An 11,826-nucleotide genomic window follows, 5' to 3' on the forward strand; every position below is an offset into this window, starting at 1 on the left:
GCTTCCCGTGTTCCCATGGATGTTCCCATATAGGCGTTTTTTGACCCTCTGAAAACACAAACCCCTGAAAAACTTAACGTTTTCAGGGGTTTAGTCATTTCAAATGTGGCGGTGAAGGAGAGATTCGAAGCTTATATTCAAGGAAACCAACTTGCCCCAGGCCAAGGGTTTAGAAGATGGTTTTTATAACCTTATCGACTCCTGCAATAAGCTCGCTGACTTCCTCAACCGTTGGGTCGGTCGGATTCTTATGACCACATTTATTACGAATATCGCCAAGATACTGAATCTGTCTAAACTGCGGCATTTCAATGACACCAGCCGCTTTAAGCGCATCGTTTAGCACCGCAATAGTTCCTGATTTCTTGGGCAAATTGTGGTTATCACAGACCTGCTTCATGTGGCCTTCCAGCACAACTCCAGCCACAGCGCCGGCAGCACGAGAAAACTTGTTTTTTAGCAGCTCTGTTGCAACTTCAAGTTCAGAATCAAAGAGATCAGCCTGTACCAATTGCTTAATATCAAAAAGTGAACTCTCGAAACGTTTTTCTACTGATTCAAGGATAGCAATCTGCTGCTGTAGCAATGAAACGGCGGATGACATATCAACGATCACATTCCCATCATACCGAGTCGATGAAAGCGATTGGCATGCGTCCTCAATTCGATAAGTCTCGACATCAAATGACTTTCGCGTTTTTGGTCGCTCGTAAAATTTTACGAAGTCCGCGTACCTGTCTGGAAGAAGCTGCTTTACAACAACGAGCGCTTCGGAATACCAGTGGTGGTAGCAAATCCGGAAGGGTTTGAGCTTATCTTCATAAATTTCAATTTTTTCCGCAGTCCATCCGACTCCTGCCTTACGGTCCCGCCATTTTTCCGGGCCTTCCGACTCATAGATAAGCGCTTGGAGAACCACCCGCCCTTCCTGAAGCAAAGCCTTCAGATCTTCCCGGTACTTTTCTAAATTGGATACTGTCATCGCTCCCTCGCCAGTAGATGACCAGATTGATCACCGGCCAAGCAAGGCAGAGTAATAGCTTTTTAGTGCCGCGAATAGTTGAGCCCAAGTTGTTCATGCACTCCGTAACAGTCGTAAGTGTGAGTCTGTCCGATCCTGCAGTGCTGAAAGAGAAAAATCATAGATAGGACGCTTCAGCAGAATCCTAACGTTCCCATGGATGTTCCCATATGAGCCTTTTTTGACCCTCTGAAAACACAAAACCCCTGAAAACTTCAACGTTTTCAGGGGTTTAGTCGTTTCAAATTTGGCGGTGAAGGAGAGATTCGAACTCTCGATACAATTTCTTGTATACACACTTTCCAGGCGTGCTCCTTAAGCCACTCGGACACTTCACCGTATCTCGTCAAACCAGTTCAGTCTGTCGAGGCGCGCTAATGTAGTCGAAAGCCTTTCTGATGGCAAAGGTTTTTTTCAGAATATTCATGCGCTTAGCCGGTTATGCCGCTCACCGCCCGGCAAGGGGCGTTGATTGTGCCATTCTCAGGCATCGGCGGTAGGTGTCTGGGGCGGCGATTGTGCCCTGCCCCAGGCATTTCGATGCGCTGTGCAGGGGAAAACCCTGACTGGCCAGTCAGTCACAGCGCTTTACCGGGGCGGGCGTGGTGGGTAACGTCTGCTGCATTCTTCTATAACAAGTCCTACAAGGAACCGCGTCATGAGTGAGTTGATTGCCTACCACCTCGAAGACGGTATCGCGACCCTGACCTTGAGCAACGGCAAGGTGAATGCCATTTCTCCGGCGGTGGTCAGTGCCTTTAATGAAGCGCTGGACCAGGCGGAGAAGGACCGGGCGGTGGTGGTGATCACCGGTACGCCGGGGATTTTGTCGGGTGGTTATGATTTGAAGGTGATGACCGCCGGCCCTAAAGAGGCGATCAGCCTGGTGACGTCCGGTTCGACGTTGGCGCGTCGCCTGTTGTCGCACCCGTTCCCGGTGATTGTGGCGTGCCCTGGGCATGCGGTGGCCAAGGGTGCCTTCCTGCTGCTGTCGGCGGACTATCGGATTGGCGTGGAAGGCCCGTTCAGCATTGGCCTGAACGAGGTGGCGATTGGCATGACCATGCACCACGCCGGTATCGAGTTGGCGCGGGATCGCCTGCGCAAGTCGGCGTTCCATCGTTCGGTGATCAATGCCGAGATGTTTGACCCGCAGGGCGCGTTGCAAGCGGGCTTCCTCGACAAGGTGGTGGCACCGGAAGAGCTGCACGCGGCGGCGCTGGAAGCGGCGCGTCAGTTGAAGAAGCTCAACATGAACGCCCACAAGCACACCAAGTTGAAAGTCCGTAAAGAACTGTTGGAAGCCTTGGACGACGCCATCATCCAGGACCAGGGGCATATCCTGAGTTAATCCCTACGCCTGATGCACCGAAGCCCGACCTTGCGTCGGGCTTTTTCTTACAACCTAGTCCGAATCATCTTCAGCCGCTCTAGCTTGCCCGTATCGACAGATGTTGAAACATGCGCTTAAACATCGGCTATCTCCTACCTCTACCGGGGTAATTGCCGAATACAGTGCACAACCGTACACTGCGCCACCTTTTGTCCCGGTGGGCCGTGTCGATGCTTTTTCTGTTGCGTATGTTGTTGATGAGCCTGCACTTTATGCTTGCCGGCGTGCTCGGCGTGCTGGTTGGTGTGTGCCGGCCGTTCAACCCGGACAACAGTCGCCTGTGCGCACGCCTGTACGCGGTGCCGGCCATGTGGATCCTGCGGCTCAAGGTGAAGGCCGATGTGGACTCGCTGCGCAACAAGCCCGGCACCTGCGTGATCATCGCCAACCACCAGTCCAACTATGACCTATTTGTGTTCGGCACCGTGGTGCCCCACCGTACGGTGTGCATCGCCAAGAAAAGCCTGAAGTGGGTGCCGCTGTTCGGCCAGTTGTTCTGGCTGGCGGGCAATGTGTTGATTGACCGGGGCAATGCGCACAAGGCACGCCGTGCGATGCTCACCACCACCCACACGTTGCAGCATGAAGACACCTCGATCTGGGTGTTCCCGGAAGGCACGCGCAACCTGGGCAAAGGATTGCTGCCGTTCAAGAAAGGTGCGTTCCATATGGCGATTGCGGCGGGTGTGCCGATTGTGCAGGTGTGTGTCAGCAATTACGTCACGCATATGCAGCTCAATCGCTGGAACAGTGGGGATGTGCTCATACGGTCGCTGCCGCCAATTCCTACCGTTGGCATGACTTCGGATGACATCCCGGCGTTGATGCAGGCGTGTCATGCACAGATGGAAGCCTGTATTGACGAGATGGACCGCGAGTTGCGGGCAGCCTGAACACCGCTTGAAGGCGCTTCGCACCCCAGCGCGAGCAAGCTCGCACACTACAAAAAGCTCGACGCAACGACGGAACGCCATTCAGGCTAAGCTGCCCAACACTTGTCCTCCCAATAAGAAGCGATCAGCACCATGGGTAGAGTTGTTGCGGCCGCCGTCTACAGCGCCGGTAAGAAAGTCACGGATATCACTCTCGATGAAGGCGCGGCCTGGGCCGCCAAACCCGATCACTTTGTATGGATAGGCCTGGAAGAACCCGACGCCCGGGAGCTGGCCAACCTGCAACGTCAGTTCAACCTGCATGAACTGGCCATCGAAGACGCCCTGGAAAAACACAGCCGCCCCAAGCTGGAAACCTTTGGCGATGCGCTGTTTATCGTCACCTACTCGCCGGTGCGCGAGAACGGCAAGCTGGAGTTTATCGAGACGCATATCTTTGCCGGCAACGGCTACATCATCACCGCGCGCAATGGGCACTCGGCGTCCTACGGCTTTGTGCGCCAGCGTTGTGAGGCGCGGCCGCTGTTGCTGGAGCATGGGGAAGACTTCGTACTGTATGCGCTGCTGGATTTCGTCACCGAAAACTACCAGCCGGTGAGCGAAGCGATCCATGCCGAGATCGATGAGCTGGAGCGCAACGTGTTGTGCAGTTCGCTAAGCGAGCGGGATATCCAGAAGATCCACGGCCTGCGCCGCGACGTGTTGCGACTCAAGCGTTATGTGGCGCCGATGGTGGAGATCAGTCAGGAGTTGCAGAAGCTCAGCTTCCCGTTCATCGACAAGAACATGCGCCCGTATTTCCGTGACGTGCAGATTCACGTGACGCGGCAGATGGAAGACCTGACCACCCTGCGCGATATCGCCAGCCAGACCATCGAAATCGGTGTGTTATTGGAGGCTTCGCGCCAGAGCGTGGTGCAGCGCAAGTTTGCCGCATGGGCGGCGATCCTGGCGTTCCCCACCGCAGTGGCGGGGATTTACGGGATGAACTTCCAGAACATGCCCGAGCTGCAATGGCACTACGGCTACTTTGCGGTACTCGGGTTTATTGCGACGGGTTGCACGGCATTGTGGGCCAGTTTCAAACGGTCGGGTTGGCTTTAGGATTTGTGCGCCACAAACCGCATCATCCATTCCGCCACGGTTGCACCGTGGTGGTCGCGCTCGAGGCTGGCCACGCCGTTCGTATAGACTTTTTCGCCCAGGGTTGTCTGGAGAATCTCCAGCAACTCGCGGGAATAATCATGGACAAATTCCGGGTGGCCCTGGAAACACAGCACCTGGTCACCGATGTGGTACGCCGCGAACGGGCAAAAAGCGCTGGAGGCGATGACCGTGGCATTCTCCGGCAACGTGGTGACCTGGTCCTGATGGCTGATCAATAGGGTCAATTCCGGTACTTCAGGGCTCATCCAAGGGGCCTTGGCATCCAGTTGGTAGTCGTGAATGCCCATGCCCCAGCCCTGGCCGGCGCGCTCGGTCTTGCCGCCCAGCAACAGTGCCAGCAACTGATGACCGAAGCAGATGCCGAGCAGCTTGTCGCCACGCTCGTAACGGTCGAGCAGGTAGGTCTTGAGGGTCTGGATCCATGGGTCAGTGCCGAAGGAGTCGGCTTTGCTGCCGGTGACCAGGTACGCGTCGAAGACTTCGTCGTCCGAGGGGTATTCACCGTTCACCACGTTGTACACCACGAACTCGGCGGGAATCGGCTGCTTGGCGAACAGGCGCTTGAACATCTGCCCGTACCCTTGGTATTGATCGATCAAGCCTGGACGCAGGATATCGGTTTCCAGGATACAGACGCGTAGCGACATAAAAAATACCTGACACGGTGATGGGAATATTGCACACCCCCAGAGCCTGCCTTGAAATACCCCTTCAAGGCAAGCCCCCCAGCTTCACCGGAACACTTCACCCTGCGCCGCTTTCTCCAGCAACAGCGCCGGCGGCGTGAAACGTTCGCCATACTGCTGCGCCAGGTAGCGGGCGCGGGCAACAAAGTCGTTCAAGCCGTATTGGTTGATGAACTGCAGCGCGCCACCGCTCCAGGCCGCGAAACCAATGCCGAAAACAGACCCCACGTTCGCGTCCGCCGTGTACATCAACACCCCCTCCTCCACACAGCGCACCGTCTCGATGGCCTGGATAAACAGCAGGCGGTCGCGTACATCCTGTGCAGAGATGCGTTGGTCGGGTCGCTCAAAGCGGCTTTTCAACTCTGGCCACAGGTACTTTTGCCCGCCGCTGGGGTACTCATAGAAACCGCCTCCCGCCGCCTTGCCCAGCCGCTTGTATTCATTGACCAACAGATCGATCACCGCGGTCGCCGGGTGCGCAGGCAGCGCCTTGCCCTCCGCCTGCAGGTCCTTGGCCGTCTGCTGCCGGATATGGCTCATCAGGCTGAGGGACACTTCGTCAGACACCGCCAACGGCCCCACCGGCATGCCGGCCTTGCGCGCTTCGGTCTCGATCATCGGCGCGGCCACGCCCTCACCGAGCATGGCAATGCCTTCGTTAGTAAAGGTGCCGAACACCCGTGAAGTGAAGAAGCCACGGCTGTCATTGACCACGATCGGGGTTTTCTTGATTTGCAGGACAAAATCCAAACCACGGGCCAGGGTTTCGTCACTGGTGCGTGCGCCCTTGATGATTTCCACCAGCGGCATCTTGTCCACCGGGCTGAAGAAGTGCAGGCCAATGAACCTGGCCTGATCCGGCACCGCCGTGGCCAGGCCGCTGATGGGCAAGGTGGAGGTGTTGGAGGCGATCACGGCGTCGGCGCCGACCACGCTTTGCGCAGCGGCCGAGACCTTGGCCTTGAGTTCACGATCTTCGAATACCGCTTCGATGATCAAGTCGCAGCCCGCCAGATCGGCATCGGAGTCCGTAGGACGAATCCGTGCCAGGATGGTTTCCCGCTGCTCGGCGGTCAATTGCCCACGGCTGACCTTCTTGTCCAGCAGCGCCGCCGAATGCGCCTTGCCCTTCTCGGCGGCCGCCAGGTTGATGTCCTTGAGCACCACCTCGATGCCTGCGCTGGCGCTGACATAGGCAATGCCCGCCCCCATCATCCCCGCACCGAGCACGCCGACTTTACGCGTGATATACGGCGCAAACCCTTGCGGCCTCGAGCTGCCGGCGTTGATCTCGTTAAGCTGGAACCAGAAGGTGCCGATCATGTTTTTTGCCACCTGCCCCGTCACCAACTCGGTGAAGTAACGGGTTTCGATCAGGTGCGCGGTGTCGAAGTCTACCTGGGCGCCTTCGACGGCCGCACAGAGAATTTTCTCCGGGGCGGGGAAACAGCCGTTGGTTTTACTGCGCAAAATCGACGGCGCAATTGCCAGCATCTGCGCAATTTTCGGGTTCGAAGGGGTGCCGCCCGGAATCTGGTAGGCCTTGTTATCCCACGGTTGCCTGGCGTCCGGATTGGCCAGAATCCAGGCGCGGGACTTGGCCAGCAACTCATCGCGATCCGCCGCCAGTTCGTTGATCAAGCCGGCTTGCAGCGCCTGTTGCGGCCGCACTTTCTTGCCTTCGAGCAAATACGGCAAGGCCTTTTCCAGCCCCAGCATACGCACCATGCGCACCACCCCGCCGCCCCCCGGCAGCAGGCCCAGGGTGACTTCCGGCAAGCCCAACTGCACCGACTTGTCGTCCAGCGCGACGCGGTAATGGCATGCCAGGCAAATCTCCCAGCCGCCGCCGAGTGCCGCACCATTGATGGCGGCCACCACGGGTTTACCGAGGGTTTCCAGGCGCCGCAGTTGCGCTTTCAACACCCGCACACCGTCATAGAAATCCTTGGCGTGGGCCTTGTCGACCTTGATCAGTTCATTGAGGTCGCCACCGGCAAAAAACGTTTTCTTCGCCGAGGTGATGACGACGCCGGCGATGCTGTCCCTTTCCGTCTCCAGGCGCTCGACCGTGGCCGCCATGGCCGCGCGGTACACGCCGTTCATGGTGTTGGCGCTTTGGCCGGGCATGTCGAGGGTCAGCACCACGATGCCGTCCTGGCCTTTTTCGTAACGAATGGCTTGGGTCATGACAAATTCCTTGGGCTCAGAGGCGTTCGATAATGGTGGCGATGCCCATGCCACCGCCAACACACAGGGTGGCCAGGCCATAGCGCTGCTGGCGTACTTCGAGTTCGTCGAGCAGGGTGCCGAGGATCGCGCAGCCGGTCGCCCCCAGCGGGTGCCCCATGGCAATCGAGCCGCCGTTGACGTTCACACGTGCGGCGTCGATGCCCATGTCCTTGATGAACTTGAGCACCACCGAGGCAAACGCTTCGTTGACCTCGAACAGGTCGATGTCTTCGACGCGCAGGCCGGCCTTAGCCAGGGCCTTGCGCGTGGCGGGTGCGGGACCGGTGAGCATGATGGTCGGATCGGTACTGGTGACCGCCGTGGCAACGATACGTGCCCGGGGTTGCAGGCCCAGTTCACGCCCCTTGGCTTCGGAGCCGATCAACATCAGCGCCGCCCCGTCGACGATGCCGGAACTGTTGCCGGGGGTGTGTACGTGATGGATGCGCTCTACATGGCTGTAGACCCGCAACGCGGTGGCATCGAAGCCCATCTGCCCCATCATTTCGAAACTAGGCTTGAGCTTGCCGAGGCCTTCAAGGGTGGAATCGCCGCGAATGAATTCGTCATGGTCCAGCAGCACGATGCCGTTCTGGTCCTGCACCGCGATCAGCGACTTGTCGAAGGCACCGTCTGCACGCGCCCTCGCCGCTTTCTGCTGCGAATGCAGGGCAAAGGCGTCGACGTCCTCGCGGGTGAAACCTTCCAGGGTGGCGATCAGGTCCGCGCCAATACCCTGTGGGGTGAAGTGACTGTGCATATTGGTCTGCGGGTCGAGCACCCAGGCGCCGCCGTCACTGCCCATGGGCACGCGGGACATGGACTCGACACCGCCGACCACCACCAGGTCCTCGAAGCCGGAGCGGACTTTCATCGCCCCCAGGTTCACCGCCTCCAGGCCTGACGCGCAGAAGCGGTTGACCTGCACGCCGGCGACGCTGATGTCCCAGTCCGCCACCAGCGCCGCGGTCTTGGCGATGTCGGCGCCCTGGTCGCCTACCGGGGTCACGCAGCCGAGCACGATGTCGTCCACTTGATGAGTGTCGAGGTCACTGCGTCGGGCCAGCGCGGTGAGCAGGCCGGCCACCAGGTTTACCGGCTTGACGCTGTGCAAGGCACCGTCCGGCTTGCCTTTGCCACGGGGGGTGCGTATTGCATCAAAGATCAACGCTTGGGTCATGACGTCCTCGAACCAGTGTGCATGTGTGCCCTACCTTAGGCCCGATTGACACGGTTTCAATGACGGATGCGCTCATTGCTTTTGACCCCCTCGCTCGGACGAACGGTAGGTACCTAAGGTAATCCCCTGATTAATCGTTTTAGCTGTCTAGCCAAGGCATTGGCGCCAAGATGGCGATATGCCTCATGCCTTTTTAAGCAGAAATGCTGATTAGCTGATACGAAATGAGTCTAAGCCGCGAAGAACAAGGCCTCTAAGGTTGAATCAGTAGGAAGTTGCTGCCGGGTTTTGCTGGAGCAACTGTAAGAAAAGCGACACGTCATCTCGCCATACTGAAATAAAACCGGCACGCATTTGACGCTCAGGAATAACAACAAAAGGCAGTCAGCCATGTTCAAACATTCGAAAGTACGTCAGGCGGGACTCATTCTGTTCGCCACCACACTGATTCTGATCTTGCCCAATTTAACCAAGGTTATTGGGTGACACCTCCACGCCCACATGCCGTGCATTCACAGCACCGGGTCTGCAGTTTTTGGCAGCGCCTGCAAGGACATTGCGCATAGCGGTCCTGCAGGGGCTGTCTTTTTGCGTGCAGATTTGCGGTATCGTGAGCAGCATCGCCACTCGACACCGGGCCCTTTCTTGAAAGCCATCCTTGCCCTCCTCGCCTTGCTCATCAGCCTCCCCACTGCGGCGGCCCAATTGACCATCGAACTCGACCACTCCCGCAAGACCTGGGAGACCGCCGACTTGCTCAAGCACCCGCAAGCGCAGACGGTGCAGATCGCCGATGACGTCTCCTACAAGCGCAGCATGAGTTATCGCGCAGTGCCGCTGGCCGTACTCCTACCTGGCTTGAAACCCGAGAGCCACGTGCAAGCGGTGGCCCTGGATGGATTCGCCGCCGAACTCACCGCCGCGCCGTTGCTGGAACACCAGGGTGCACGCGCCTGGCTGGCGGTGGAGGATCCTGCTCAACCATGGCCGGCGCTGGCAGATGGCAAACCCAGTGCAGGGCCGTTCTACCTGGTGTGGACCAACCCGCAAGCCGGGGCTATCAGCCCTGAGCAGTGGCCATTCCAGATTTCCGCGATCAAGCAGTTGAAGACAGTGGCGGAGCGTTTTCCGGCGTTGTTGCCGGATCCGAAGCTGGCGGCCAACGACCCGATCAACCAGGGTTTTGCCCTGTTCCAGAAAAACTGCCTGGCATGCCACCGCCTCAATGGCGCCGGAGACGGCCAGGTGGGACCGGACCTGAATATCCCCTACAACCCCACCGAGTATTTTGGCGGTGATTTCCTCAAGCGCTATATCCGCGACCCGCAGAGTTTGCGGCATTGGCCGCAGGCGAAGATGCCGGCGTTCGCGGCCAGCGTGTTGCCGGACGGTGAGCTGGATCTGTTGGTGGGGTATTTGAAGCATATGGCCGGGCGTAAACCGCAACCTTAAACATCCGGTGGCAAACGCCACGACACCCCGCTCGCCGCGACCCTATCATTGCTGCTGGACGGAAATCACCGGCGTCGGCGCCACGAACACCTTGGCATGCATTTGCTCATGCCCACCGCCCCGGCGCATGCCGCGCACCGGGCAAGCATCGAGGTAATCCAGCCCCACCGCCAGCTTCAAATGCCGCTCCGGGCGCGCCAGTTGGTTGGTCACGTCAAAACTGTACCAGGCGTCATCCAGCCAGGCTTCGGCCCAGGCGTGGCTGGCCAGGTGCGTGCTGTCCTCGGTGTATAAATACCCCGACACATACCGCGCAGGAATGCCCAGGCTACGCGCACAGGCCAGGAACGCGTGGGTGTGGTCCTGGCACACGCCCGCCCGGCCGGCGAAGGCCTGGGCGGCGCAGGTGTCGACTTCGGTCGCGCCAGGTGTGTAGGCCATCGCCTGGTTCAGCGCGTGCATCAAGTCGATCAACGTCGTGCGGTCGCGCCGTTGATGGCAGTGCTGTTCGGCAAAACCACGCAAGGCGTCATCAGGTTCGGTCAGGCGGGTGCATCGCAGGAACGGGAACGCCGATTGGCTCTCGTGCTCGGCCTCACGCAGCTCGTCGATATCCACCTGGCCACGCGCGCCAATGATGATGGCGTCGTGGGGCTCATCCAGGGTCAACACATGCAGGATGTTGCCGAACGGGTCCACCTGGGCACGCACCGGGCGCGGCAGGTCGAGTTGCCAACTGAGCACATGCTGGCGTTCGCTGTCATGGGGCGTGAGGCGCAGGTACTGGATGCTGGCGCGCACCTGGTCTTCATAGTGGTAGGTGGTTTCGTGGCTGATGGAGAGTCTCATGCCGCCTCCAGGTAGGAACTGTAGATGGCGTCGCCCAACTGGCGGACCAAAGGGATAAAGTCGGTCAGCCAGGCGTGCAGGCCTTCCTCAAGGATTTCATCGATGGCGGTAAAGCGCAGGCGCGCATCCATCTCGGCAGCCAGGCGCTGGGCCGGGCGGCCGTTGATGCCGGGCAGGCTGGCGAGGATCTGGTCGATCTCTTCACTGCAGGCACGCAACGAGCGTGGCACATCGGCGCGCAACAGCAGCAACTCGGCGACTTGCCGCGCGCCAGGCGCATCGCGATAAATCTCGGTGTAGGCCTCGAACGACGACAAGGCGCGCAGCAAGGCACTCCATTGATAGTAGGCGTGGGCCGTGCCATCGGTGACAGGCTCGGCACGGTCACCGGCCATTTCATAGCGGGCGTCCAACAGGCGCAGCGTGTTGTCGGCGCGCTCGATAAAAGTGCCCAGGCGGATAAACCGGAAGGCGTCGTTGCGCATGATGGTGCCGTAGGTGGCGCCACGGAACAGATGGGAGCGCTCCTTGACCCACTCACAGAACCGGCTCATGCCATAACGGCTGAGGCCCTGATGGGCGATATCGCGAATATCCAGCCAGGTGGCGTTGATGTTTTCCCACATATCCGCGGTAGTTCGCCCACGCACGGCATGGGCGCTGGCCCGCGCCGCACCGAGACAACTGTAGATGCTGGCCGGGTTGGCCGCGTCCAGCGCAAAAAAGTGCAACAGGCGTTCGGCGTGCAATTGGCCGTGACGCTCGTGGTAATCCTCCAGGGTGCCGGTAATCAACAACGGCATGGCCAGTTCATGCAGGCCATCGCCGCGCCCATCCTGGGGCATGAGTGACAGCGAGTAGCTGACGTCGAGCATGCGTGCGAGGTTTTCGGCACGCTCCAGGTAGCGCGACATCCAGTACAGATCCGAGGCAGTTCTACTCAACATGGC

At 59.0% G+C, this 11,826-nt stretch carries 10 protein-coding genes and 1 tRNA gene; 4 read left to right on the forward strand and 7 right to left on the reverse strand.

Annotated features, from left to right (window positions below):
• Nucleotides 1-169: 169 nt before the first annotated feature.
• Together AC3WP7_RS06280 and AC3WP7_RS06285 are read right to left on the reverse strand one after the other, a co-directional pair.
• Nucleotides 170-982 (reverse strand): hypothetical protein, encoded by an 813-nt coding sequence (locus tag AC3WP7_RS06280; RefSeq protein WP_102592276.1) that lies wholly within the window; start codon nt 980-982, stop codon nt 170-172.
• Between the two features lie 287 nt (nt 983-1,269).
• Nucleotides 1,270-1,359: transfer RNA gene (locus AC3WP7_RS06285), tRNA-Ser, on the reverse strand.
• 320 nt (nt 1,360-1,679) lie between these two features.
• Here AC3WP7_RS06285 and AC3WP7_RS06290 point away from each other — a divergent pair.
• The 3 genes from AC3WP7_RS06290 to AC3WP7_RS06300 all read left to right on the forward strand — a co-directional run bounded on the left by AC3WP7_RS06290 (nt 1,680) and on the right by AC3WP7_RS06300 (nt 4,411).
• Nucleotides 1,680-2,372 carry a crotonase/enoyl-CoA hydratase family protein gene (locus AC3WP7_RS06290; protein WP_071491433.1) on the forward strand — a complete coding sequence of 231 codons (693 nt, stop codon included), beginning with the start codon at nt 1,680-1,682 and terminating at the stop codon, nt 2,370-2,372.
• A gap of 212 nt (nt 2,373-2,584) precedes the next feature.
• The gene (locus AC3WP7_RS06295; RefSeq protein ID WP_093128101.1) at nt 2,585-3,307 is read left to right on the forward strand and encodes a lysophospholipid acyltransferase family protein; all 723 of its coding nucleotides are present in this window, start codon (nt 2,585-2,587) and stop codon (nt 3,305-3,307) included.
• A 132-nt stretch (nt 3,308-3,439) separates the two neighbouring features.
• Complete coding sequence (locus AC3WP7_RS06300; protein ID WP_092242626.1) at nt 3,440-4,411, forward strand: magnesium and cobalt transport protein CorA; 972 nt, start codon at nt 3,440-3,442, stop codon at nt 4,409-4,411.
• Here AC3WP7_RS06300 and AC3WP7_RS06305 read toward each other — a convergent pair.
• The 3 genes from AC3WP7_RS06305 to AC3WP7_RS06315 all read right to left on the reverse strand — a co-directional run bounded on the left by AC3WP7_RS06305 (nt 4,408) and on the right by AC3WP7_RS06315 (nt 8,575).
• Nucleotides 4,408-5,121: an amidotransferase gene (locus AC3WP7_RS06305; RefSeq protein WP_071491436.1), complete on the reverse strand. Its 714-nt coding sequence runs from the start codon at nt 5,119-5,121 to the stop codon at nt 4,408-4,410. The two genes, AC3WP7_RS06300 and AC3WP7_RS06305, sit on opposite strands and share 4 nt — an antisense overlap.
• An 84-nt stretch (nt 5,122-5,205) precedes the next feature.
• Nucleotides 5,206-7,353, reverse strand: coding sequence for a 3-hydroxyacyl-CoA dehydrogenase NAD-binding domain-containing protein (locus AC3WP7_RS06310; RefSeq protein WP_102592275.1), 2,148 nt, complete (start codon nt 7,351-7,353; stop codon nt 5,206-5,208).
• A 16-nt stretch (nt 7,354-7,369) separates the two neighbouring features.
• Nucleotides 7,370-8,575: an acetyl-CoA C-acetyltransferase gene (locus AC3WP7_RS06315; RefSeq protein WP_093514576.1), complete on the reverse strand. Its 1,206-nt coding sequence runs from the start codon at nt 8,573-8,575 to the stop codon at nt 7,370-7,372.
• 645 nt (nt 8,576-9,220) lie between these two features.
• On the opposite strand from AC3WP7_RS06315, the gene AC3WP7_RS06320 reads away from it, so the two are divergent.
• On the forward strand, nt 9,221-10,027 hold the full coding sequence (locus tag AC3WP7_RS06320) for a c-type cytochrome (protein WP_102592274.1): 807 nt from the start codon (nt 9,221-9,223) through the stop codon (nt 10,025-10,027).
• 45 nt (nt 10,028-10,072) lie between these two features.
• On the opposite strand, the gene AC3WP7_RS06325 is transcribed toward AC3WP7_RS06320, so the two are convergent.
• Together AC3WP7_RS06325 and AC3WP7_RS06330 are read right to left on the reverse strand one after the other, a co-directional pair.
• On the reverse strand, nt 10,073-10,876 hold the full coding sequence (locus AC3WP7_RS06325; RefSeq protein WP_102592273.1) for a transglutaminase family protein: 804 nt from the start codon (nt 10,874-10,876) through the stop codon (nt 10,073-10,075).
• Nucleotides 10,873-11,823 carry an alpha-E domain-containing protein gene (locus AC3WP7_RS06330; protein WP_102592272.1) on the reverse strand — a complete coding sequence of 317 codons (951 nt, stop codon included), beginning with the start codon at nt 11,821-11,823 and terminating at the stop codon, nt 10,873-10,875. Before AC3WP7_RS06330 ends, AC3WP7_RS06325 begins: the two co-directional genes overlap by 4 nt.
• Nucleotides 11,824-11,826 lie beyond the last annotated feature (3 nt).

The sequence above is a fragment of the Pseudomonas sp. FW305-3-2-15-C-LB1 genome (genome assembly GCF_058787615.1).

What these genes read in the sequence shown, in the direction of transcription:
- AC3WP7_RS06295 (WP_093128101.1), top strand. Translation starts at nt 2,585, where the DNA reads ATGCTTTTTCTGTTGCGTATGTTGTTGATGAGCCTGCACTTTATGCTT.
- AC3WP7_RS06305 (WP_071491436.1), bottom strand. Translation starts at nt 5,121, where the DNA reads ATGTCGCTACGCGTCTGTATCCTGGAAACCGATATCCTGCGTCCAGGC.
- AC3WP7_RS06290 (WP_071491433.1), top strand. Translation starts at nt 1,680, where the DNA reads ATGAGTGAGTTGATTGCCTACCACCTCGAAGACGGTATCGCGACCCTG.
- AC3WP7_RS06315 (WP_093514576.1), bottom strand. Translation starts at nt 8,575, where the DNA reads ATGACCCAAGCGTTGATCTTTGATGCAATACGCACCCCCCGTGGCAAA.
- AC3WP7_RS06310 (WP_102592275.1), bottom strand. Translation starts at nt 7,353, where the DNA reads ATGACCCAAGCCATTCGTTACGAAAAAGGCCAGGACGGCATCGTGGTG.
- AC3WP7_RS06300 (WP_092242626.1), top strand. Translation starts at nt 3,440, where the DNA reads ATGGGTAGAGTTGTTGCGGCCGCCGTCTACAGCGCCGGTAAGAAAGTC.
- AC3WP7_RS06325 (WP_102592273.1), bottom strand. Translation starts at nt 10,876, where the DNA reads ATGAGACTCTCCATCAGCCACGAAACCACCTACCACTATGAAGACCAG.
- AC3WP7_RS06330 (WP_102592272.1), bottom strand. Translation starts at nt 11,823, where the DNA reads ATGTTGAGTAGAACTGCCTCGGATCTGTACTGGATGTCGCGCTACCTG.
- AC3WP7_RS06280 (WP_102592276.1), bottom strand. Translation starts at nt 982, where the DNA reads ATGACAGTATCCAATTTAGAAAAGTACCGGGAAGATCTGAAGGCTTTG.